A 23,292-nucleotide genomic window follows, 5' to 3' on the forward strand; every position below is an offset into this window, starting at 1 on the left:
ACCGAACAGGGAGCAAACAATGTTTAACCCTTCCAACGAAACGCATTTCAGCCTGACCGTCGAAGACTACGTCGGCGACCTGCAAGTGCTGTCGTTCACCGGCACCGAAGGCATCAGCCAGCCGTATCGCTTCGACCTGGAACTGGTCAGCGAAAACCCCGACCTCGACCTGGAAAAGCTTTTGCACAAACAGGCTTTTTTGGCGTTCGATCCGCAGGGCAGCGGCATCCACGGCCAGATCTACCGCATCGCCCAAGGCGATGCCGGCAAACGCCTGACCCGCTACAAAATCTCCTTGGTGCCGCAACTGCAATACCTGCATCACCGCACCAACCAGCGCATCTACCAGCAGATGTCCGCGCCGAAAATCATCGCGCTGATCCTCGACGAACACGGCATCAAGGGCAACGCCTACAACTTCCAGCTCAGCCAGCCGTGCCCGGACCGCGACTACTGCGTGCAGTACGACGAAACCGACCTGCACTTCGTGCAGCGCCTGTGCGAAGAGGAAGGCATTCATTACCACTTCCAGCACAGTGCCAAAGGTCATCTGCTGGTGTTCGGCGACGACCAGACCGTGTTCCCCAAACTCGGCCAGCCGACCGCTTATGTGCAAGGCAGCGGCATGGTCGCCGACGAGCCGGTGATCAAAGGTTTCAAACTGCGCCTGGAAACCCGCACCGGCCGCGTCACCCGCCGCGACTACGACTTCGAAAAACCACGCCTGCAACTCGAATCCGCCTACAAGCCCGAGGCCCAAAGTGACGCGCCGGACCTCGAAGACTACGACTACCCCGGCCGCTTCATCGACCGCGCGCGCGGCAAATTCCTCAGCCAACGCGCCCTCGAACGCCACCGCGCCGACTACCGTCAGGCCGAAGGCAAAAGCGATCAGACCACCCTGGTCAGTGGCCACTTCCTGGAAATGTCCGACCACCCGCGCACCGAGTGGAACGACCTCTGGCTGCTGACCGAAATCTTCCACGAAGGCAAACAACCGCAAGTGCTGGAAGAGTCGGTCACCAGCGACACCACCGACCACAAAGACGACTTCCACCAGGGCTACCGCAACCGCTTCCTCGCCACCCCATGGGACGTGTTCTACCGCCCGGCGCTGGAACATCCGAAACCCCGCGTCCTCGGCAGCCAAACGGCGATGGTCACCGGGCCTAAAGGTGAAGAAATCCACTGCGACCAGTACGGCCGCATCAAGGTGCAATTCCACTGGGACCGCGAAGGGTTGGCTGACGACAAAACCAGCTGCTGGATGCGCGTCTCCTCCAGCTGGGCCGGCGATCGCTACGGCGCCATCGCCATCCCGCGCATCGGCATGGAAGTGTTGGTGACCTTCCTCGAAGGGGATCCCGACCAGCCGCTGGTGACCGGTTGCCTGTACCACAAGGAAAACCTCGTCCCCTACGATCTGCCGGCGAACAAAACCCGCAGCGTGTTCAAAACCCTCAGCTCACCGGGTGGCGGCGGGTTTAATGAACTGCGGATTGAGGACAAGAAAGGGGCCGAGCAGATCTTCATTCATGCCCAGCGGGATTGGGATGAAAACATTGAGCATGATCAGAAGATTCGCGTGGGGAATGAACGTCACGATACGGTGGTGAAGAACACCTACACCGAGTTGAAGGCGGAAGAGCATCGGACCACGATTGCGGATCGCAAGACTGAAGCGCGGATGGATGACCACCTGACGATTGGGCAGAACCAGCATGTGAAGCTGGGGACTGCGCAGCTGACCAGTGTTGGGAAAGAGATTCATCTGAAGGCTGGGGACAAGATTGTCATCGAAGCCGGGATGGAGTTGACAGTAAAAGCAGGTGGCAGCTTCATCAAGCTCGATGCCGGCGGCATCACAGTTGTTGGGCCGGTGGTGAAAATTAATGCCGGTGGGGCTGCTGGGAGTGGGACGGGGATTGGGATTAAACCACCGGTGCTGCCGGGGGCTGCGGATGCGGATAAGGCGGGGAGTTTGATGGATCAGGCGTTAGCCAATCCTGTGAAGGAAACGCCCCCCGGACAGCTGCGTCTGCGCATTGCGCCTTTGCCGAACATGCCCGGTTATGCCGATGAGCCCTATCAGCTCTATGCGGATGGCGCGCCGATCAGCAAAGGCTTCAGTGATGAGCAGGGCAACGTGGTGTTTCAGCACATTCCCGGTACCCGCAACTATGTCGTGGAAACCGTCAACGGCCATCGTTTCAGCATGGACATGAGTGAAGAGTCTACCGACCAGACACGTCACCGCACTGAACGGCTGGGGCGCGAAGGCTACCGTGATTTTCCTGAGGGCGCGGCGTCATTGGAATCCGCGAATATCGGCGATGTATTCCGCCAACTGTGGGCAGATCAAAGTGAGCCGAAGGCGTAAATGGAGTTACATGAATGACCTACCTCGATCAGAAATTATCGCTTTCGGTTGAAGAAAGCGCAGCGACCCTGAGTGCTGACTGGTTCGCGCACAAAAATAATCCGCTGAGCCCGCCACGCCCGGCGGGCAACATCGTCACCCCGCTGGTGTGTGGGGAGGAAGCGTTCGGCAAAGTGTATGAGTGCATACAGAAGGCCAAGCGCAGTATCGACCTCATCAGCTGGGGGTTTGACCCAGGTTTACGCCTCAATCGCGGCTCAGCCGACAGTCTTAGTCTCGGCGAATTGCTCAAGAAAAAGGCTAATCAGGGTGTGGAAGTCCGTGTACTGATCTGGAATAACCGACTGGCCCAGCTCGGGGAAAACTCGGTCATCGGTGAAGGCTGGAATGGTTCTGGCGGAACGTCGATGGGCTCGGGCATGACCCAGGGCCAGCCTGCGGACACCAGCGGACGAGATGCCAAACGCCAGAAGCTCCTGCAAAAGCAGAAGGAAGAGCAGACAAAGCTGGCCAAGCTTTCACCCAGCGACGAGAGTGGCAGACGCGCTGCGCGTGACAAGTTGATCAAGATCCAGATTGACCTGGATGCGCTGGACAGCGGCTACACCAAGGGCAGCGATTCGGGCGGAACAGTGCAAGACCCGAACGAACAGATCAACACGCGTGACTGGCACCGCTGGGTGCACAGCAGTGAGGCACGCAACATCGAATTTCGCACGCGCGACTTCAACTGGGCGGGCGAACTGACCTACGACGACGAAAACGGCTTGCGGGTCCATTACGGGCGTCTTGCCATTCTGTGGCGGTTGATGAAAAGCGAGTCCCCGGATGTGCCTTTTATTCAGATGCTCGCACTCGGCCTGTTCCCCAGCCATCACCAGAAAACCCTGGTGATCGACTACATGGACCCGCAAACGGCCGAAGGCTTCGTCATGGGGCACAACCTGCAACGCAACTACTGGGACACCACCGAGCATGCCTTCGACGACCAGGCCGGCAAGCGCGACCAAGGCTTCGGACCTTGGCAGGACCTCTCCCTGCATGTGCGTGGCCCGGTGCTGTTCGACCTGAATCACAACTTTTGCAATGCCTGGGACAAGGGCACCCACTGGATAAAACGTGCCTTCACCGGCACGTTGATCGACCAGCGAAAAGTGATCAAGCCATTGAGCCTCATCTGCAATGGCGGTGAGCCTGCGCAAATCTGCAGAACCCAGCCAGAAGAAGGGCCGGAAACCACCATTCTCGAAGTGTATGAAAAGGCACTGGGCAACGTGCACCAGTACGCCTACATCGAGAATCAGTATTTCCGCTACAAACCCTTGGCCGAACGCCTGAAAAAGACCGCGGCCGACTACACCGCCGCGGGCAAGCTTCAAGATCTGTACCTGTTTGTGGTGACCAACAACCCGGAAAGCGGGCACTTCTCAAGCACCACTCACGAGACGCTGGATACCCTCGGGCAGGGAGAGCTGATGCCCTTGGCTCACCGCGATCTCAAATACGACCAGCGCCAACTCGCCCTCCGCGAACGTGAATTGACGGCCCGCCCCAGCTCGCCTCAGCGCGATCGGGACCTGGCAGACGTGAAAACGCAGATGGCCAAGGAGAACATCGACTCCAGCCGGGCCGACGACCTGATCGAAACGGACCCCAACAAGCACTACAACCAGGCCGCGGCGCGTGAGCTGGAACCCGAACTGATCCCGCCGAAGGGGCTCAAAATCATCGTTGCCACCTTGGTCAGCTGCAAGGACAGTGGCGCTCCGGTGGCCGCAAAAACCAGCACGGAGCGGCAAACGGATAAGGCCATCGAAGAACACCTCGGCCCTGAACAGGGCACGGCGCAGTACAAGTCGATTTATGTGCACAGCAAATTGCTGCTGGTTGATGATCTGTTTTTCACTCTGGGCTCCGCCAATATCAACTTACGCAGCTTGCAGACTGACTCTGAATTGAACATTGCCATGCCTAGTCCGAAAACGACGCGGACCTGGAGAGAGCGGTTGTGGGAGATGCATTCGGGGGCGGGGATAAGCACAGGAAAAGCAACAGTCGTAGAGAACATAGGTGCAGATTACAAAATCTGGGAACGGGTTATAAATAAAAACTGGGAATTTCAAAAGAAAAAAATGCCCCTAATTGGGAATTTAGTTAGATTTTGGGATGTGGTGACACCTTATGCAAAAGCTGTTGATTAAATTATTGGTTCCTCTATTTTTATGTTTTTTTGGAGTGACGGTTATGGCGGGCGAGTTCAAGTGTGTTCACGAACAAGACACTGCTCCAGCTCTAGATCAGAAAGCAGATAGTTTGTTTAAACAAGCTCGTGTTATTGGTAAGGAGAGACTGCCTGATTGGACAAAAGTAGCCGATCTATACCAGCAGGCTGTAGAGAAAGATCACTGGAAGGCTATGCATAATCTTGCTGAGTTATACTTGCGTGGTGATGGCGTAGCGAAAGATACCAACAAAGCTATCGATCTTTATATGCGGATGGTCAAGTTGCAGGTGCCGCTAGGTTATTATGATATGAGTGTGATGACTCAGCGTGGAGTTGGTGTGGTGCAATCGGACAAGGATGCCATGCTCTTCCTAATCAAAGCGGCTGATCTAGGGAGCCCTGAAGCACAAACAAGAATCGGTTACATATATGTATATGATAAAAACAAAGATGCTATCGGCTTAGGCTATATGAAGTGCGCCGCTAAACAAGGGTATGCAGATGCTAATTACAAGCTGGGGACATACTATCAAGGGATAGATAAAAACTATCCGGTCGCCATGCATTATTATCAGCGAGCGGCTGCCCTAGGGGAGGATAAGGGAGCTATGGAGATTAAGGACGTTTTTGAAGAAGGACTGAACGGTTATCCGAAGAATGCCAAATTAGCGAAAGTATATGACGATATATCTAGTCGCTTCTACCGTGATTCTGATCTGCGTTTGCCTAACTTGGCAAAAGACTATCCACTCCCACCGCATCCTATTCAGGGCTATCACGGCGATAAAGATATCAATTGGAAACCTACGGGACGTGATGACGATTATTAAAGCATGGCTGGCGGCAGGCTTATTATGTGCCAATGGACTTGTTGTGGCCGACGAATTCAAGTGTGTCCATGAACAAGAGACTGCTCCGCCTTTGAATCAACAGGCGGAGCAGTGGTTTCAACAGGGACGTTCTATCAGTAAAGAGCGCCTACCGAAATGGACGGAAGTCGCTCGGCTCTATCAACAAGCGGTAGAGAAAAACCATTGGAAGGCCATGCACAATCTTGCCGAGCTTTATTTGCGCGGCGATGGGGTTGACAAGGATACAAATAAGGCTATCGACCTATATATGGAGATGGTGAAGTTACAAGTGCCCTTGGGTTATTACGATATGAGTGTGATGACCCAGCGTGGTGTTGGAGTAGTGCAGTCCGAAAAAGACGCCGTACTTTTTTTGCTTAAGGCCGGAGACATGGGGAGCCCAATAGCGCAGATTAGGCTGGGAAATAAGTACATTTACAACTTGAAAAGATATCAGCTAGGAGTGTCTTATTTGCGCTGTGCAGCGCTTCAGGGCAACGCAGAGGCAAATTATGAACTGGGTAACTACTATGAGTTGTTGGATAGGAATTACCCCGTGGCAATGCATTACTATCAACGCGCTGCTTCCTTGGGGGAACGTAAAGGTGCTATGGAAATCGAAAATACGTTACGGGAAGGCAAGTTTTCTTATGGAAAGGATGGGAGGCTAGCTAAGGCGTACTACGAAGTGTCGAGCCAATTATCAAATAACCCAGAACTTCGTCTTCCCAATCTAGCCAAAGATATTCCTCTTCCACCAAATCTGGTTCAGGGCTATCACGGCGATAAAGATATCAACTGGAAACCTACTGGGCGTGATGACGATTATTAAAGCATTGCTGGCTGCGGGCTTATTAAGTGTCAGTGGACTTGTTGTGGCCGACGAATTCAAGTGTGTCCATGAACAAGAGACTGCTCCGCCTTTGAATCAACAGGCGGAGCAGTGGTTTCAACAGGGACGCTCTATCAGTAAAGAGCGCCCTGCAAACTGGACGGAAGTCGCTCGGTTCTATCAGCAAGCGGCAGAAAAAAGTCATTGGAAGGCCATGCATAATCTCGCTGAGCTTCATTTGCGCGGCGACGGGGTTGTCAGGGATACAAATAGAGCTATCGACCTATATATGGAGATGGTGAAGTTACAGGTGCCCTTGGGTTATTACGATATGGGTGTGATGACCCAGCGTGGCGTTGGAGTAGTGCAGTCCGAAAAAGACGCCATGATGTTTTTGCTGAAAGCTGGAGATATGGGTAGTCCACTAGCGCAGAGTAGGCTAGGCAATATATACATATACGAATTAAAGCGAATCAAGCTTGGTGAGTCTTATCTGCGATGTGCGGCACATCAGGATGATGCGGAAGCAAACTATGAGCTTGCGGCATATTACAAAATAGTTGATAGAAACTACCCGGTCGCCATGCATTACTATCAGCGTGCCGCTTCACTCGGTATGAAAAAAGGCGCGTTGCTAGTTGAAAACACTTTCACGGATGGCGAGTTTGGCTATGCAAAAAACCAAAGAGTAGTGAAAGCTTATAGCAATATCTCTAGTCAGCTATATAAAAATCCAGATCTGCGGTTTCCTGATTTAGCGAAAGATTATCCGCTGCCGCCACACCCTGTTCAGGGCTATCACGCCGATAAAGACATCAACTGGAAACCCACGGGACGTGATGACGACTACTAATCCTGCAACGAAATGAGAGACTCTGCGTCAGAAAAAAGCATCCCGCTCAAACTCGCGGTGCACAGGTTTTCGACTCAAGCATGTCCATGAAGGACTCGACGAATGAAGGAGCACTGTAATGCGTAAAACCTTGGGGATTTTGGCGGCTGTGTTGTTAGCCCTTTCGATATTCAGCGCAGTGCTGGGGCTGGGGGGGATCGCTGCTGGAGCGACTGGCAGCGGAAGCGTATCCAGCGGCCTTGATGTTGCCTTCACCGTGGCGTGGGTGCTGTTGGTCTTGAGCTTGTTAAGCGGCGTAGTCGCTATTTTTTGGCCGAAAGACAGTCGTCCGTAGAGCGGGGAAAGGATGGGTTTTCAGGCTGAACCCATCGCTCCCCCCCTGTTTGCTATTTCGCGTTGGCGCGATGCTCCGCCGGATTCGGTGAATCAATATGATCCAGCGCTCGCTCCACTAACAGATGCACACCGACCGCCATTCTGCTGAGTGCCAGTGCGACGGAGCGGCGTGAGCCTTCTACGCTGTCGGCCAGGTCGGCGGCGATGGCGCTGATGGACAGCAGGTCTTCCGAGGCGTTGGCCAGGACGGTTTCGGTGTGGACGTCGGGAGCGACGATGAAGAGGTCGCCATTGCGACGTTTAGGTTTTTTATCCGCAGGCGTGCCGAGGTGAAGATCGAGGGCGCGTTCGGCGGCTTCGTGGAGTTTTTTTGAATCTAAGGATTCGTAGGGGGATGTGTCTTCGTGTTCGGGGGGATTTGGTGTTGGCTTGATCATTAGGTATCTTCCGGAAATTGGAGCTGACACCGTTTCGCTCGCACTTCGAAAGAGGTGGCAACTGTGTATAGGTGTGCAAGACCGGTCCGGAACTCCGGCAGACCCGAAGGTCTCCCACACACAGTCGCCATAACGATTCGCGAGCATAAGAAAATGCTCGGTCAATAGCCATAACGAATGTGTTCCAGATCGGACTTGCACGTCCGTGTCACCGATTTGCGGCGACCACCAGAGACTATCGGTGATACCGAAGACTGCCTAGTTCACGGACAGCCCGGCGTGTTGAAGGAAATGTCCGAGAGGTTTGAGGGGATCAAGATCAAAAGATCGCAGCCTTCGGCAGCTCCTACAGATTGTGTTTCTTCGGGTGTAGGGAAGGTGACGCGGACGTCATGGGATGCATTCCTTTGCTGCGCGTGGGGACGATCAGGTCGGCGTGACTTGGTAGTCATCAGCGTCAAAAAAACCGGCATCTTCTTCTAACGCAACCAGACAGTGGTGTTCTTGCTTGAAGCCGCTACACTGCGCCGGCCGTTCATTTTCCTTTTGAGGCTGTGCGCATGAAATTTCGTTTTCTTCTGTGGATGCTGGGTTTGTTGATGGGTAAGGCCAGTCGGACTAATCCTGCGTTTCAGCAGCAGTTGGGTGACAAGGAGTTGGTGTTTCAGCTACAGACCCTGGACGGGAAAGTGGCGCGGCATTTCTTTGTGAAGGATCAGCGCATTACCAGCAAGTCGGGCGTGTATGCCGAGCCTGCGTTTGCGATTGCCTTTAAAGATGCAGCGTATGGCTTTGCCACGATGCAGGCGAAGAACAAGCAGTTGGCGTTTATGACGGGGATTCAGGATAAGTCGATTCAGATCAAGGGCAACCCGGCTCTGGTGATCTGGTTCCAGGGGTTGACCAAGTATTTGAAGCCGAGGAAGGCGAAGGCTAAGGCTTGAGTGGGTCAGTTGGACCGAGTTGGATTCTTCGCGAGCAAGCCCGCTCCCACATTTGACCGAGTGTGGGAGCGGGTTTTTTTATACCTGGGTGAATTGCGAAGCCAGTTCGCGTAGCAGCACTTCGGCTTCAAGCACTTTAGTGACGACGTCGTTGGCTTTGTCACGCGTCAAACCCACACGCTCCAACAACGCATCCGGAATGTCTTCATCCGGCCCAGACCCAATCCCGCGGCTACGCAGCAAACGTACCGCCAGGCACACGAGGTTGGGGTACTCGGCGTAATCGCCGTCGTAGCCCGGGTCGTGCTGGAAGCGCAGCGCAGTGGCCAGTTCTTCGGGCATGTCCCAGTAGCGCATCAGCCACGAGCCGATCTGTTCACGGCTGATGCCGAGCAGGTGTTGCTCGACGTAGCTGTGGCACAGGTGCGGGTTGACCTCCAGGTGGCGGCAGATCAGCGAGAAGTGCGGTGGGAACACGTGGGCCAGCAGCAAGTAGCCGAAGTTGTGCAGCAGGCCGGCGAGGTAGGTCAGGCCGGCTTCCGGGCGCTGGGCGCGGGGCATGGCGCGGGTCAGGCCTTCGATGACGGCGGCGGTGTAGATCGATTGCTGCCAGTACGGCGTGGTGTGTTGCGGATGGTCTTTTGGCAGGCTCAGGGTTTTGCCCAGGGCCAGGCCCAGCGCCAGGTTGATCACCAGGTCGAAGCCCAGCACCCGCACGATGGCGTCTTCTACTGAGCGAATCTTGCCCGGCGAGGCGTAGTACGGCGACGCCGCCCAGCTCACGACTTGTGCGGCCAGGGCCGGGTCGGTTTCGACGACGCCGGTGATGTCGTCGATGGTGGCGTTGGGGTCGACGCGCAGTTTGATGATTTTCTGCGCGGTCTCGGCCAGCGGCGGAATCTCGATGGTCTCTTCCAGGCGTTGCTGGATGCGCCGTGCGGTGAACGCTTGAACGGCCTGGGTGATTTCCTCGCGGTCATCGTGGGGGCGGTCGAGGTTCGGGCGAATGCTGATCAGCGCTTCGCCGAAGTTGGCGGCGCTGGCCTTGGTCAGCATGGTCTTGAAGTCTTCGCTGGTGATCTCCAGCAACACGCCCGGCTCGCCCGAGTTGATCAGCAACTTCGGCTCGCACAGCAGGCTTTCTTCATACAGGCACGGTGAGCTGGTGAGCGCCGGCATGCCGGGCAGCAGGCTCAGGTTGTGTTTGCCGAGCATTTTCACCAGGCGTTCGGTGGACACGGCGGTGAGGCGGCGGCCGGTCAGTTCGGCGAGGCGATTGAGGTCCAGCAATTGGCTCTGCGGGAACAGCACCATGAGCGTGCCCACGGCGTCATCAAGCAGAACAGCCTGCACTTTGCGTGCGGCGTTCAGGCCGTGATGGTCGAGGACTTCTTCGTAGGCGATACCCAATTTGCCCAGCATCAGCCGAATAACCGACGGAGCGTGCGGGGTGGCGGGTGCGAGGGCAACTTCGGTCATGGTCTGTATCCGTTTTAAAACAATGGCAGGAGTATAACCAGCTTGCTCAGAACGGTGGTTCAGAAACTGCGACGGTGCTCACACTTGGCCGTATTGCTGCCCATGACGTAGCCAGCGGTCGAGCAGCGGGCTGACGTGATCCGGCCAGCGTTCCAGCAGCGCCTGGGCGGCGTCGCGCACGGCGGGTAGCAGATCGGCGTCACGCATCAGGTCTGCGACCTTGAATTGCAGCAGGCCGGTCTGGCGCGTGCCGAGCATTTCGCCGGGGCCGCGCAGCTCGAGGTCTTTTTCAGCGATGACAAACCCGTCGTTGGTTTCGCGCATGATGCCCAAACGCTGACGACCGATCTGTGACAGCGGTGGATGGTAGAGCAGCACGCAGTGGCTGGCGGCGCTGCCCCGACCCACTCGACCGCGCAACTGGTGCAATTGCGCAAGCCCGAGGCGTTCTGGGTTTTCGATGATCATCAGGCTGGCGTTGGGCACGTCGACGCCGACTTCAATCACCGTGGTGGCGACCAGCAGTTGCAGGTTGCCGGCCTTGAATTCGGCCATGACCGCGGCTTTCTCGACGGGCTTCATGCGGCCGTGGATCAGCCCGACCTTCAACTCGCCGAGGGCGGCGGTGAGGTCTTCGTAAGTGGTTTCGGCGGCCTGGCAGGTCAGCTCTTCCGACTCTTCAATCAGCGTGCACACCCAATAGGCCTGACGCCCTTCGGCACAGGCGCCGCGCACCCGTTCGATGACTTCGACGCGCCGGGTATCGGTGATCAGCACGGTGTTCACCGGGGTTCGGCCGGGCGGTAGTTCGTCGAGGATCGAGGTGTCGAGGTCGGCGTAGGCGCTCATGGCCAGCGTCCGGGGAATCGGTGTGGCGGTCATGATCAGCTGATGCGGACACATCCGCCCGCCGACACCTTTCTGCCGCAACGCCAGCCGTTGCTGCACGCCGAAGCGGTGTTGTTCGTCGATGATCGCCAGTGCGAGGTTTTTGAACTGCACTTCGTCCTGGAACAGCGCGTGGGTGCCGACCACCATCGGTGCGCCGTTGGCAATCTGCTCCAGTGCGGCCACGCGGTTCTTGCCTTTGAGTTTGCCGGCCAGCCATGCGACTTCGATGCCCAGCGGTTCGAGCCAGCGCTTGAAGGTGATGAAGTGCTGCTCGGCGAGGATTTCGGTGGGCGCCATCAGCGCCACTTGATATCCGGCCTCCAAGGCCTGGAGGGCGGCGAGGGCTGCGACCACGGTTTTACCCGCGCCGACGTCGCCCTGAATAAGCCGCAGCATCGGTTCGTGCTGACTGAGGTCGTAGGCGATTTCGTTGCCGACCCGTTGCTGGGCGCCGGTCGGGGTGAAACCGAGGTTGGCCAGATACTGGGCCGGCAGTTTGCTGGCTTTCGGCATCGCCGGGGCGCGCAGGGAGCGCATGCTCTCACGCAGGCGCTGCTGGGACAGTTGATGGGTCAGCAGTTCTTCAAAGGCCAGACGGTGCTGCGCCCAGTGATGACCGAGGGCGAGTTCGTCGACATCGGCATCGGCCGGCGGGTGGTGCAGGTAGCGGATTGCATCGGCCAGCGGCGCCAGTTGATAGTCCCGCGCCAGTTCGTTCGGCAGCCAATCGGGCAGGCTGGTGGGGCCGAGCATCGTCAGGGTTTGCATGCACAGTTGGCGCAGACGCTGTTGGGTCAGGCCTTCGGTGAGCGGGTAAACCGGGGTCAGGGTTTCATCCACCGGCGGCGGCTCGTCGCCGGTGATGGCGCGGTATTCCGGGTGGTAGATTTCCAGCCCCGACGCGCCGGGCCGTGCTTCGCCGTAGCAGCGAATCCGCGTACCGCGTTTGAGGCCTTCTTTCTGGGCGTTGCTGAAATGGTAGAAACGCAGGCTGAGCCCGCCGGTGCTGTCCTGCAGACGAACAACGAGGCTGCGGCGGCGGCCCATGACCACATCGGCGCCGCTGACGGTGCCTTCGATCACGGCGTCTTGCCCGGGTCGTAAATGGCCGATCGGGACCACGCGCGTGCGGTCCTGATAGCGCAACGGCAGGTGAAAAAGCACGTCCTGGAGATTCTCCAGGCCGACCTTGGCCAATTTCTCGGCCATGGCTTCGCCGACACCCTTGAGTGCCGTCACCGACACTTGCGACAACTCGGTCATGGCAGCGACTTAGGCCGCAACCACCGGTGCTTGCGGCTTGGCCACTGAGCACAGGCGAATGGAGTCAGCGAGGATTTCAATCGCCTTCGGCCGCGGGAAGCTCGCGCGCCAGGCGATGGCCACGGTGCGGAACGGCACCGGAGGCGTCAGTGGACGCACTTCGATCACGCCGGGGGCGTAGTGATGGCTGTCGACCGCCGACAGCGGCAGGATCGAGATACCCAGGCCGGACGCAACCATGTGGCGGATGGTTTCCAGGGAGCTGGATTCCACCGTGGTGTGCTTGGCGCCGTCGTTGCCTTTGGCCAGGGTCGGGCAGGCTTCCAGCACTTGATCGCGGAAGCAGTGGCCTTCGCCGAGCAGCAGCAGGCTCTTGTCGTTGAGCAGGGCGGCGTCGATGGATTCTTTTTGGGTCCACGGGTGCTGGGCCGGCATCAGGACGTAGAACGGTTCGTCGTAGAGCTGCAGGGTCAGCACGTCAGCTTCGTTGAACGGCAGGGCGATGATGATCGCGTCGAGCTCGCCGTTGCGCAGTTTGTCGCGCAGCACGTGGGTGAAGTTTTCTTCGATGTACAACGGCATCTGCGGGGCGACCCGGTGCAGTTGTGGAATCAGGTGCGGAAACAGGTACGGGCCGACGGTGTAGATGGCGCCGACTTTCAGCGGTGCGGTCAGCTGGTTCTTGCCGGCCTGGGCCAATTCGCGGATGCCTTGGGCTTGTTCCAGCACTTTCTGCGCCTGGGCGACAATGCCTTCGCCGACCGGGGTCAGGCGCACGGCACTCTTGCTGCGCTCGAAAATCAGCACACCGAGTTCGTCTTCAAGCTTTTTCACGCCCACCGACAGGGTCGGCTGGCTGACATGGCAACGCTCGGCCGCGTGGCCGAAGTGCTGCTCTTGGGCGAGGGTAACGATGTAGCGTAATTCTGTAAGAGTCATAGCAAGCGTCCATGAAGTTGCGAGCCAAGCATACCGGCTGCAATCGATAGACGCACGTTATCAGACTGAGTGTGTTGAGTGACACAGGGCAAAGCAGGTTTGCCGCTGGCGGATATGCAAAAGGCACCTTTTCGGGTGCCTTCCTCGGATGTTGTAGCCGCCGCAGAACCTGTGGGAGCGAGCTTGCTCGCGATGAGGCAATAACATTCAACATCTTCATTGACTGTAACTCCGCCATCGCGAGCAAGCTCGCTCCCACATGGGGATCTGCGGTGGTTTAACGTCGGCGTTTTTCCAGCGAGTAAACAAACGGTGCAACGATTTCGATGGCGCCATTGGTCAACATGTCAGCCGGTGGCTTGGGCAGCGGTTGGGCGCGGCGGATCATTTCCAGGGTGGCCCGGTCCAGATCGGCAGTGCCAGAGGCGCCCACCAGTTCGAACGACAACACGTTACCTTCAGCATCCACCACGAAGCGCAGACGGTTCATGCCTTCCTTGCCCCGCGCCTGCGCACTGGCCGGGTACTTCTTGTACTTGGCCAAGTGAGCGAGCAGGGTGCCTTGCCAGCTGGCCTTCGCCGCTTGCTGCGCCGGTGATGGGCCCGGTGCCGGCTGAGCGGATTTCTCCGTTGGCGCCTGAGTCGGTTGCGCGTCGCTCGGTTTTTCCTCAGACGGCTTCTCTTTAGGCGGTTCCGGCTTTTTCTCCACAGGCTTGGGCGGTTGAGGCTTTGGCTTGGGTTTGACCGGTTTCGGCACGGCGATCTCGGCTTTCGGCACTTCAGCCAGTTTCGGTATCGGCAGTTCTTCCACCGGGGCGGGTGGCTGTGGCGGCGTTATGACCTTCGGCGGTGCCGGCGGTGGCGGTGCCGGAACCGGCGCCAACTCGACCATCATCGCCTGTGGCGGCAGCTCGATCGGTGGGCGCGACGTCCAGTTCAGCGCCAGCGCAATGGCCAGCGCATGGACGCCCAGCACCACGGCCAGGCTCGCGCTGTAACGCGTCAGCTTTTGGCGCGTCGTGATCATTTCTTGACTGCCGTCTCGAGTCCGACCAGGCCCACCTTCAGGTAACCGGCAGAGCGCAGGTTGTCCATCACGCTCATCAGGTCGCCGTAATCCACGCCTTTATCGGCCTGGAAGAAGATCGTCGTGTCTTTCTTGCCTTTGGTCCTGGCGTCGAGGGTGGCGCCGAGTGCTTCGGCCTTCACTTCGTCTTCGCCGAGGAACAGGCGTTGGTCTGCCTTGACGCTGAGGAACACCGGTTTCTCTGGTCGTGGCGCCGGTTTGGCGCTGGAAGCGGGCAGGTCGACCTTGATGTCCACGGTGGCGAGTGGGGCCGCCACCATGAAGATGATCAACAGCACCAGCATCACGTCGATGAACGGTGTGACGTTGATTTCGTGGTTCTCGGCCAGATCGTCGTCTGCGCCTTCTTTCAAATGCAAGCCCATGGCTGATTACCCCACTTTCACCATGTGCGGTTGCGAGCTGCGCTCGGTGGTCGGCAGGTGATCGAGGTCACGGCTGACCAGCAGCAGGACTTCTGCCGAAGCGTCGGACACTTGGGCCTTGTAACCTGCGATGGAGCGGGCAAAGACGTTGTAGATCACGACGGCCGGAATCGCTGCAACCAGACCCAACGCGGTTGCCAGCAGGGCTTCGGCGATGCCGGGAGCCACGACGGCGAGGTTGGTGGTCTGGGTTTTGGCGATGCCGATAAAGCTGTTCATGATGCCCCACACGGTACCGAACAGGCCGACGAACGGCGCGGTAGAGCCGATGGTGGCGAGCACGCCGGTGCCGCTGCTCATATTACGACCGCAGGCTGCAACCAGACGCTCAAGGCGGAAGGCGACGCGTTCCTTGATGCCTTCTTTCTCGCGGCTGTTGACCGACAAGCGCATCTCTTCCAGGGCGTCATGCACCAGCAAATTGGCGAGGGTGCCTTGCTTGGTGGCGGTCACACTGGCTTCTTTAAGGGTGGTGGCTTTTTTCAGGTGGACGATTTCGGTGCGCAGACGACGCTTGGCGCCCATCAGCTCGAAACCCTTGGCGATCCAGATCGTCCAGGTGATGATCGAGGCGATGGCCAGACCGATCATCACGATTTTCACGATGATGTCGGCGTTCTGGTACATGCCCCACGGCGACAGGTCGTGGGCCATGCCCAGAGTGTTGTCGGCTTCGAGGGCTTCCGGAACGTCTTCGGCGGTGGTGTCAACGGCTTGGGCCGGGTCGGTCGCAGCCGGGGTAACGGCCGGTGCGGCGTGATCGGCAGGAGCTGGAGCAACAGTGGCTGCCGGAGCGGCTGGCGCTTGTGCGTCAGCGAAAGCGGCGGTCGGCGCCAGCATCAGGCTGAGCAGCAGGGCGGCCACCGCGCTCCAGGCGCGAGGTCGTTTGGTTGGCGAAGCGGGGAATTGATTGCGTGTCATGCTGGCCGGACCTGAGAGAAAAAGACGGTAAATGTTCTTCCAGGCCTCGTGAGGCCGAGAACAAAAGTGGCAGGCATTATTGCAAGTAATTCTTGTTAACAAAAGTAATAGAGTATCTTTTTTTCCTTCATTGCTAGCCGCTCGTCCTTTGCCGGCGCTAGTCTGTGCCTTTCCAATGGGAGTTTTCTGATGTCCGCGCCTTCTGTTTTGATCGCCGGCTGCGGTGATGTTGGTAGTCGTCTGGCCACGCAATTGCTGGCTGGCGGATGGGAGGTTCACGGCTTGCGGCGTGATGTCTCGCGTCTGCCAAAGGGCGTGATCGGCGTTGCCGGTGATTTGTTCAATGAAGACTGTCCAGAGACCTGGCCAGTCGGTGCGGTGGATTACCTGGTGTATTGCGCGGCCGCCACCGATCACGATGAAGCCGGTTATCGCGCCGCTTATGTGCAGGGCTTGCAGCATGTTCTGGAATGGCTGAACGACTACGGGCAGGTGCCCAATCGCCTGCTGTTCGTTTCCAGCAGCAGTGTGTATGGCCAGCAGGATGGCGAGTGGGTCGATGAGACTTCGCCGACCATTGCAACAGGCTATTCGGGTCGATTGATGCTAGAGGCGGAGCAAGTGGCGCTCGATAGCGGCATCCCGGCCAGCATCGTGCGTTTGACCGGCATTTACGCCCCGGGCCGCGAATGGTTGCTGACACAGGTGCGTCGAGGTTATCGCGTGGCCATCGATCCACCGTTGTACGGCAATCGCATTCACGCCGACGATGCGGCGGGGTTGATGGCGTTTCTGCTTGAGGCTGATCATCGCGGCGTGGCGCTGGATAACGTCTACATCGGTGTGGATGATGCGCCTGCGCCGCTGGCCGAAGTGGTGGGCTGGTTGCGTGAGTATCTGGGCGTGACCGAATGGGCCGAAGACGCGAGCGTGCGTCGCACGGGCAGTAAGCAATGCAGCAATGCTCGGGCGAAAGCCTTGGGCTGGACGCCGAAGTACCCAAGTTACCGCGAAGGTTATGCTGCGATACTTGCCCAGGGGAGCGGAGCGAGTCTCTAAACAACAGGCGCCTGCGGGCGCCTTTGTTTTTGAGTCATTGTTTTACCAGCAGCCACTGGCGTGGGCCGGGGGTGAAGTGGGGGATTTCGTCTGGCCGGGATTGATTGATTGCCAGGAAAATCTCCAGTTGCTTGCCTTTGCGAACGAAAATCCATGTGGCATTCAGGTCGTCCGTGCCCAGGGCCAAGGTGTCATTGCCTGCGCCTTGGCTGGCGCAATCACCGTCCAGGCATAACTCGTATCGATCGGTTCCCGGTAATCCTGAAACATGGCCATCTTCCGTAAACACGACCATTTGGCCTGTTCCGTGACTGTCGATGATTTTCCACTGCCCGCCCATATAAGCAGCGTTCAGGGCTTTCCTGAAGGTGCTACCCCACTTTGCATGCGTTTTGGCGGTCTTGCTGGGGCGACTGAACACCTGCTGGGGGAAGTGCTCCTTGGCCAGTTGAGTCAGTCGCTTGCCATCCAGGCGCAGCCCGTCAGTGCCGTAGCCGTTGTAGTCGACGGTCCAGGCATTGGATGACTTTTGCAGCAGTTGGCCTTCAGCTCTCTCAAAACCGCTGCTCACTTGCGCCTTGCCGGTGCGGGTGTTGATGTCCCATTCCAGATTCCGGCCGTGGGTGTTTAAGGATTCATGTAAAGACTGGCCTTGGGCCGCTGCATCGATGGCCGCCTGATTGATCCAGATACCGCTGATATCCGTTTCTGCGGGCATGGCGGTACAGCCGCCGAGCAGTAATAGGCCAAGGATAAGCAGTGGGCGCATGATCAATCCTTGAACGGGGGGCAAAGAATTCGACGGTGCAGGCTAAAGAAAAAGGAGCCCGCAGGCTCCTGTATTCTGTATCACTGTTTTTCCAGCAACCACTTGCGATCACCCGGCGTGAACGATGGCATCTCGTCCGCCTGAGCGGTGTTCATGGTCTGGAAAATCTCCAGTTCCTTGCCCTTGCGCGCAAAGATCCAGGTGTTGCCCTGGCCGTTGAGTTGCAGCCACATGTTGTCGTTGCCGCCGCTCATCGATGCGCAATCGCCCGCCAGACACAGGGCATAGCGATCCGCCCCCGGCAGGCCGGCAACCTGGCCGTCAGCCTGGAATTGCACGGTATTGCCTTCACCGGGACCGCTGACAACTTTCCAGCTGCCGCCCATGTAGGCCGAATACAGTGCGCGTTCGAAACTGGCACCCATCGGTGCGCCGTCCGGCACCGTAACCTGCGCGCGGTCGAAGACTTGCTCAGGCTCATTGTCGCTGGCGACCTGGCTCAGTTGCTTGCCGTCACGCTTCAACTCGCTGGCGGAGCTGCCATAAAAGTCGACCTTCCAGGCGCCGGAGGCTTCGCCCAGCAGCTTGCCGTCGACGTTTTCAAAACCGTTGGTGTAGCGGGCCTGGCCGGCCTTGGTGTTGACGTCCCATTCCAGGTTCGGGCCATAGGCCTGGAGCGCTTCGCGCAGGGGGCCGCCTTTGGCTGCAGCATCGATCGCCACCTGATTGATCCAGGTGCCGCTGATGTCACGGTCGGCAGGTTTGCTGGCACAACCGCCCAAGAGTAGGGCGACCAGCGAGAGAGCTAGCGCTTGGCGCATGGTGGAATCCTTTCAAAACGAAGACGGCGCAGCCTTTAAAGCTGCGCCGGACGCATTACTCGATGACCAGAATGGCATCCATCTCAACCTGCGAACCCTTTGGCAGGGCTGCTACGCCGATGGCGGCGCGGGCAGGGTAAGGCTGGTCAAAGTACTTGCCCATGATCTCGTTGACCTTGGCGAAGTGGCTCAGGTCGGTGAGAAAAATGTTCAGTTTGACGATGTCTTTGAACGAGCCGCCGGCCGCTTCGGCCACGGCTTTGAGGTTCTCGAACACCTGGACGGTCTGGGCTTCGAAGCCTTCAACCAGTTCCATGGTTTTTGGGTCCAGAGGAATTTGACCCGACATGTAAACGGTGTTGCCGGCCTTGATCGCCTGGGAGTAAGTGCCGATGGCGGCCGGGGCCTTGTCGCTGGTGATAACTGTTTTGGTCATGAATGACTCCTTGTAATGAGTGGCTTACGCACGCATGCGAGTGATGCGAATCACCCCGGTCAGGGCGCGCAGTTTCTTGATCACGCGGGCCAGGTGCACACGGTCGTGCACGCTGACCACCAGTTGGACCACGCTGATGCGACCATCGCGTTCGTCCATGCTGATTTTTTCGATATTGCCGTCGGCCGCGTTGACGCTGCTGGCCAGCAGAGCGATCAGGCCGCGCTGGTGTTCCAGCTCGACGCGCAGCTCGACATTGAATTCGCCGGTGACATCCTTGGCCCACGAAAGCTGGATGCATTTTTCCGGGTTGTGGCGGATTTCGCTGATGTTGCGGCAGTTGTCCAGGTGCACGACCATGCCTTTGCCTGCGGACAGGTGGCCGACAATCGGGTCGCCCGGGATTGGTGTGCAGCACTTGGCGTAACTGAGCACCAGGCCTTCGGTGCCGCGAATTGCCAGCGGACCTTCCGCGCTTGGCAGCTGTTCGCCTTCGCCGAGCAGGCGGCGGGCGACCACGTAAGCCATGCGATTGCCCAACCCGATGTCTTCAAGCAGGTCTTCGATCAATTCCAGGCGGTACTCGGTGAGCATCGCCTTGACGCGCTCGGCTGCGACTTTCTCCAGCGAGCTGTCGAAACCGTTGAGGACCTTGTTCAGCAGGCGTTCGCCGAGGCTGATGGATTCGGAGCGGCGTTGCAGTTTCAGCGCATGGCGGATGTGGGTCCGCGCCTTGCCGGTGACCACGAAGTTAAGCCATGCCGGGTTCGGTCGCGCGCCGGGGGCGCTGACGATCTCGACCGTGGAGCCGCTTTGCAGCGGTTCGGACAGCGGTGCGAGTCGACGATTGATCCGACAGGCAATGCAGCTGTTGCCCACGTCGGTGTGCACTGCGTAGGCGAAATCGACCGCTGTAGAGCCTTTGGGCAGCTCCATGATCCGGCCTTTGGGCGTGAACACGTAGACCTCGTCCGGGAACAGGTCGATCTTCACGCTCTCGATGAATTCCAGCGAGTTGCCGGCCCGTTGCTGCATCTCCAGCACGCCTTTGACCCACTGCCGGGCGCGAGCGTGAGTGCCTTTTGGCTGCTCGTCGCCGCTGGATTTGTACAGCCAATGGGCGGCGATGCCGTTGTTGGCCATCTCTTCCATTTCACGGGTGCGGATCTGAATCTCGATCGGAACACCGTGCATGCCGAACAACGTGGTGTGCAGCGACTGGTAGCCGTTGGCCTTGGGGATCGCGATGTAATCCTTGAAGCGACCTGGCAACGGTTTGTACAAATTATGCACAGCACCCAGTACGCGATAGCAGGTATCGACCTTGTCGACGATGATCCGGAACGCATAGACGTCCATGATCTCGTTGAAGGCCCGACGCTTGCCGCGCATTTTCTTGTAGATGCCGTAGAGGTGTTTCTGACGACCGCTGACCTCGCCCTGAATGCCGTCGATGGCCAGGCAGTGGCTGAGTGATTCTTCGATCTTATTGACGATTTCCTTGCGGTTGCCCCGGGCGCGTTTGACCGCCTGGTTGATCCGTGCGGAACGCATCGGGTGCATCGCCTTGAAGCCGAGGTCTTCGAATTCTATGCGGATGGCGTGCATGCCCAGCCGGTTGGCAATAGGCGCATAGATTTCCAGGGTTTCCTTGGCGATCCGTCGGCGTTTTTCGCCGGACAGGACTTCCAGGGTCCGCATGTTGTGCAGGCGATCAGCCAGTTTGACCAGGATCACGCGAATGTCGCGGGCCATGGCCATGGCCATCTTCTGGAAGTTTTCGGCCTGGGCTTCGGCCTTGGTCTCGAAGTTCATCTGGGTCAGTTTGCTGACCCCGTCGACCAGTTCGGCCACGGTTTCGCCGAATTGCGCTTGCAGCGCTTCCTTGGCAATACCGGTGTCTTCGATCACGTCATGCAGCATCGCAGCCATCAGGCTCTGATGGTCCATGTGCATGTCGGCAAGAATATTCGCAACCGCGAGTGGGTGCGTGACGTACGCCTCACCGCTACGGCGGCGTTGGCCGTCGTGGGCTTGTTCGGCGTAGAAGTACGCTCGGCGGACCAGGTTGACCTGGTCCTTGCCGAGGTAGGTCGATAAGCGATCGGCGAGGGCGTCTATGCTCGGCATGATGAAACCTGCCGTTCGCTGTGACCCCGCGCCGTGCTACGTCGACCAGGCATGGCTTAGACTGCCTCGTTGGACTCGTCCTCGAACGCTGCGAACAGCGGTTCGTCTTCGACGATTTCAGCGTTGGCGATGAACTCGTAGCTCATCAGGCCTTCAGCGATTTCACGCAAGGCTACAACGGTAGGCTTGTCGTTTTCCCACTGAACCAGTGGCTCTTTGCCGCCGGTGGCCAGTTGACGGGCACGCTTGGTAGACAGCATGACCAGCTCAAAGCGGTTTTCCACGTGGTTTAGGCAATCTTCAACGGTTACGCGGGCCATGGTATTCCTCGGAGCGAATGCAATATGCGCGCTGCCCGGTTGGGCGAGCGGACTCAACAGTTTAAAAAATCACCAGCGATTAGGGAAGCGCTGATTTTTTGACCAAGCCCTTCAACGCGCTGCAAGTGCCAATGTAAAGCCCTTGCAACGGTTTTGGGAAGAGCTGTTTAGCCGAGCAATTCGGCCAAAAGTTTTCCGTTACGCTGCTGCTGACGCTTCTGATGCAGCTGATTGGCACGGAAAATCGCCTGCAAATCGCGCAGTGCGTGGGCGAAATCGTCGTTGATGATCAGATAATCGTAGTCGACGTAGTGGCTCATTTCGCTGACGGCTTCGCGCATCCGGCCATCGATGATCTCGTCGCTGTCCTGGCCGCGATTAGTCAGGCGCTGGTGCAAGGCTTGCAGAGACGGCGGCAGAATGAAGATCGAACGAGCCTGGGGCATCAACTTGCGCACTTGTTCTGCACCCTGCCAGTCGATTTCCAGAATCAGGTCGTGGCCTTCGTCCAGGGTCTGCTGCAAATGGCTTTGCGAGGTGCCGTAGAGATTGCCGAACACTTCGGCGCGCTCGAGGAAATCCCCATGCTCGATCATCTTCACGAACTCGCTGCGTTCGACGAAGTGATAGTTCACGCCGTTCACTTCACCGGGGCGCATGGCGCGGGTGGTGTGGGAGACGGAGACGCGGATCTCCTGATCAGCGTCGGTCAGGGCCTTGACCAGGCTGCTCTTGCCCGCGCCCGAAGGTGCGGAAATGATGTACAGGGTGCCGGTGCTGTGGGTCATGTCAGGGTTGCCTTACTCAATATTCTGCACTTGTTCGCGCATCTGCTCGATCAACACTTTGAGGTTGACCGCCGCCTGGGTGCTGCGCGGGTCGAAGGCTTTGGAGCCCAGTGTGTTGGCTTCGCGGTTGAGCTCTTGCATCAGGAAGTCCAGGCGCCGACCGGCAGCGCCACCGGATTTGAGCACCCGGCGAACTTCGATGATGTGAGTGCTCAGGCGATCCAGTTCTTCGGCGACGTCGCTCTTTTGCGCGAGCATGACCATTTCCTGCTCCAGCCGCTGCGGGTCCATCTCGGCCTTCATATCGGCAAAGCGGTCGAGCACTTTCTGGCGCTGGGTGGCGAGCATCTGCGGGACCAGTTCACGCAGGGTCACCACATCTTCTTCAATAGAGGTCAGGCGATCGTTGATCAACCGTGCCAGCTCCGCGCCTTCGCGCTCGCGGCCGGCCTTGAGTTCTTTCAGGCCTTCGTTGAACAGCGCCAGAGCTTCGGCATTCAGCGCTTGCGGGTCAGTCGCATCGCCCACCAGCACACCGGGCCAGGCCAGCACTTCCAGCGGGTTCAGCGCGGCCGGATTTTTGATCAGGCTGGCGATGGTCTCGGCAGCGGCGACCAATTGCGCGGCGCGCTCGCGGTCCACTTGCAGTGGTTTGTCGGTATTTTCTTCGGTGAAGCGCAGGGTGCATTCGAGCTTGCCGCGCGAGATTCCCTGGCGCAGTGCTTCGCGGACCGCGCCTTCGAGGTCGCGAAAGGACTCCGGCAGACGCAGATGCGGCTCCAGGTAGCGGCTGTTGACCGAGCGCAGTTCCCAGCTCAGGGTGCCTTGGGCGCCGGCTTTTTCGACGCGGGCAAAGGCGGTCATGCTGTGCACCATGGAGGTACCTCGCAATGCAGGTTCATGCAATACCAAAGGTTTCGCAGGCCTGATCTATATGAATTTAAGCCCAGAGGCAGCAAAGGCGCAGGATTGTAGCGCAGTGGGGCGAATGCGCCCAAACACACGGTGTGACAAAGGGCTGCAGGTCGTCGGCAAAGCGCTGTTCAGGGCCTTCAGTCGTCGGGGGATTTTTTAGAAGTGCCCACTCGTGGCCCTGCGGCTCTATAA

The 23,292-nt window shown here is 58.3% G+C and carries 22 protein-coding genes; 8 read left to right on the forward strand and 14 right to left on the reverse strand.

Annotated features, from left to right (window positions below):
- The first annotated feature begins 19 nt into the window (after positions 1-19).
- The 6 genes from tssI (at position 20) to ACMXYJ_RS02030 (ending at position 7,474) form a co-directional block, all read left to right on the forward strand.
- A complete protein-coding gene (tssI, locus tag ACMXYJ_RS02005) occupies positions 20-2,380 on the forward strand; it encodes a type VI secretion system tip protein TssI/VgrG (protein ID WP_415758609.1) in 2,361 nt (786 codons plus the stop codon).
- A gap of 14 nt (positions 2,381-2,394) precedes the next feature.
- The gene (locus ACMXYJ_RS02010) at positions 2,395-4,581 is read left to right on the forward strand and encodes a phospholipase D-like domain-containing protein (RefSeq protein WP_415758610.1); all 2,187 of its coding nucleotides are present in this window, start codon (positions 2,395-2,397) and stop codon (positions 4,579-4,581) included.
- Complete coding sequence (locus ACMXYJ_RS02015) at positions 4,562-5,434, forward strand: tetratricopeptide repeat protein (RefSeq protein WP_415758611.1); 873 nt, start codon at positions 4,562-4,564, stop codon at positions 5,432-5,434. The genes ACMXYJ_RS02010 and ACMXYJ_RS02015 overlap by 20 nt, the downstream gene beginning before the upstream one ends.
- Positions 5,421-6,287 carry a tetratricopeptide repeat protein gene (locus ACMXYJ_RS02020; RefSeq protein WP_415758612.1) on the forward strand — a complete coding sequence of 289 codons (867 nt, stop codon included), beginning with the start codon at positions 5,421-5,423 and terminating at the stop codon, positions 6,285-6,287. The genes ACMXYJ_RS02015 and ACMXYJ_RS02020 overlap by 14 nt, the downstream gene beginning before the upstream one ends.
- Positions 6,274-7,140 (forward strand): tetratricopeptide repeat protein, encoded by an 867-nt coding sequence (locus ACMXYJ_RS02025; protein WP_415760667.1) that lies wholly within the window; start codon positions 6,274-6,276, stop codon positions 7,138-7,140. The genes ACMXYJ_RS02020 and ACMXYJ_RS02025 overlap by 14 nt, the downstream gene beginning before the upstream one ends.
- Before the next feature lie 118 nt (positions 7,141-7,258).
- Positions 7,259-7,474 carry a hypothetical protein gene (locus ACMXYJ_RS02030; RefSeq protein ID WP_415758613.1) on the forward strand — a complete coding sequence of 72 codons (216 nt, stop codon included), beginning with the start codon at positions 7,259-7,261 and terminating at the stop codon, positions 7,472-7,474.
- Positions 7,475-7,526: 52 nt separating this feature from the next.
- Here the strand turns inward: ACMXYJ_RS02030 and ACMXYJ_RS02035 are convergent, their stop codons facing one another.
- Positions 7,527-7,913 (reverse strand): DUF6124 family protein, encoded by a 387-nt coding sequence (locus ACMXYJ_RS02035; protein ID WP_415758614.1) that lies wholly within the window; start codon positions 7,911-7,913, stop codon positions 7,527-7,529.
- 560 nt (positions 7,914-8,473) lie between these two features.
- Here ACMXYJ_RS02035 and ACMXYJ_RS02040 point away from each other — a divergent pair.
- Complete coding sequence (locus ACMXYJ_RS02040) at positions 8,474-8,857, forward strand: hypothetical protein (protein ID WP_038980709.1); 384 nt, start codon at positions 8,474-8,476, stop codon at positions 8,855-8,857.
- Positions 8,858-8,935: 78 nt separating this feature from the next.
- Here the strand turns inward: ACMXYJ_RS02040 and ACMXYJ_RS02045 are convergent, their stop codons facing one another.
- The 6 genes from ACMXYJ_RS02045 to exbB form a co-directional block, all read right to left on the reverse strand.
- The gene (locus ACMXYJ_RS02045; RefSeq protein ID WP_415758615.1) at positions 8,936-10,336 is read right to left on the reverse strand and encodes an aminoacyl-tRNA deacylase and HDOD domain-containing protein; all 1,401 of its coding nucleotides are present in this window, start codon (positions 10,334-10,336) and stop codon (positions 8,936-8,938) included.
- Positions 10,337-10,414: 78 nt separating this feature from the next.
- Entirely contained in the window at positions 10,415-12,490 is a 2,076-nt protein-coding gene (gene recG, locus ACMXYJ_RS02050) for an ATP-dependent DNA helicase RecG (RefSeq protein ID WP_415758616.1), read from the reverse strand.
- A gap of 9 nt (positions 12,491-12,499) precedes the next feature.
- Positions 12,500-13,429, reverse strand: coding sequence for a hydrogen peroxide-inducible genes activator (locus ACMXYJ_RS02055; protein WP_008150125.1), 930 nt, complete (start codon positions 13,427-13,429; stop codon positions 12,500-12,502).
- Between the two features lie 277 nt (positions 13,430-13,706).
- Positions 13,707-14,456 carry a TonB family protein gene (locus ACMXYJ_RS02060; RefSeq protein ID WP_415758617.1) on the reverse strand — a complete coding sequence of 250 codons (750 nt, stop codon included), beginning with the start codon at positions 14,454-14,456 and terminating at the stop codon, positions 13,707-13,709.
- Positions 14,453-14,881, reverse strand: a complete 429-nt coding sequence (gene exbD, locus ACMXYJ_RS02065; protein ID WP_008150131.1) for a TonB system transport protein ExbD — start codon at positions 14,879-14,881, stop codon at positions 14,453-14,455. Before exbD ends, ACMXYJ_RS02060 begins: the two co-directional genes overlap by 4 nt.
- A gap of 6 nt (positions 14,882-14,887) precedes the next feature.
- A complete protein-coding gene (gene exbB / locus ACMXYJ_RS02070) occupies positions 14,888-15,862 on the reverse strand; it encodes a tonB-system energizer ExbB (RefSeq protein WP_415758618.1) in 975 nt (324 codons plus the stop codon).
- Positions 15,863-16,051: 189 nt separating this feature from the next.
- Here exbB and ACMXYJ_RS02075 point away from each other — a divergent pair, with 189 nt between their 5' ends.
- Complete coding sequence (locus ACMXYJ_RS02075; protein WP_415758619.1) at positions 16,052-16,921, forward strand: SDR family oxidoreductase; 870 nt, start codon at positions 16,052-16,054, stop codon at positions 16,919-16,921.
- A gap of 34 nt (positions 16,922-16,955) precedes the next feature.
- Here the strand turns inward: ACMXYJ_RS02075 and ACMXYJ_RS02080 are convergent, their stop codons facing one another.
- The 7 genes from ACMXYJ_RS02080 to ACMXYJ_RS02110 form a co-directional block, all read right to left on the reverse strand.
- Positions 16,956-17,690: a hypothetical protein gene (locus tag ACMXYJ_RS02080; protein ID WP_415758620.1), complete on the reverse strand. Its 735-nt coding sequence runs from the start codon at positions 17,688-17,690 to the stop codon at positions 16,956-16,958.
- Positions 17,691-17,770: 80 nt separating this feature from the next.
- Positions 17,771-18,511 carry a hypothetical protein gene (locus tag ACMXYJ_RS02085; protein WP_415758621.1) on the reverse strand — a complete coding sequence of 247 codons (741 nt, stop codon included), beginning with the start codon at positions 18,509-18,511 and terminating at the stop codon, positions 17,771-17,773.
- Between the two features lie 55 nt (positions 18,512-18,566).
- The gene (locus ACMXYJ_RS02090; RefSeq protein ID WP_003229509.1) at positions 18,567-18,947 is read right to left on the reverse strand and encodes a RidA family protein; all 381 of its coding nucleotides are present in this window, start codon (positions 18,945-18,947) and stop codon (positions 18,567-18,569) included.
- Between the two features lie 24 nt (positions 18,948-18,971).
- The gene (spoT, locus tag ACMXYJ_RS02095; protein ID WP_033059343.1) at positions 18,972-21,077 is read right to left on the reverse strand and encodes a bifunctional GTP diphosphokinase/guanosine-3',5'-bis pyrophosphate 3'-pyrophosphohydrolase; all 2,106 of its coding nucleotides are present in this window, start codon (positions 21,075-21,077) and stop codon (positions 18,972-18,974) included.
- Positions 21,078-21,133: 56 nt separating this feature from the next.
- Positions 21,134-21,397: a DNA-directed RNA polymerase subunit omega gene (gene rpoZ, locus ACMXYJ_RS02100; RefSeq protein WP_007894670.1), complete on the reverse strand. Its 264-nt coding sequence runs from the start codon at positions 21,395-21,397 to the stop codon at positions 21,134-21,136.
- Positions 21,398-21,564: 167 nt separating this feature from the next.
- On the reverse strand, positions 21,565-22,185 hold the full coding sequence (gmk, locus tag ACMXYJ_RS02105) for a guanylate kinase (RefSeq protein WP_033059345.1): 621 nt from the start codon (positions 22,183-22,185) through the stop codon (positions 21,565-21,567).
- 12 nt (positions 22,186-22,197) lie between these two features.
- Positions 22,198-23,061, reverse strand: coding sequence for a YicC/YloC family endoribonuclease (locus tag ACMXYJ_RS02110; protein ID WP_033059347.1), 864 nt, complete (start codon positions 23,059-23,061; stop codon positions 22,198-22,200).
- Positions 23,062-23,292 lie beyond the last annotated feature (231 nt).

The organism is Pseudomonas arabinosi (assembly GCF_047758675.1).
In the GTDB taxonomy this organism is placed as follows: Bacteria; Pseudomonadota; Gammaproteobacteria; order Pseudomonadales; family Pseudomonadaceae; genus Aquipseudomonas; species Aquipseudomonas arabinosi.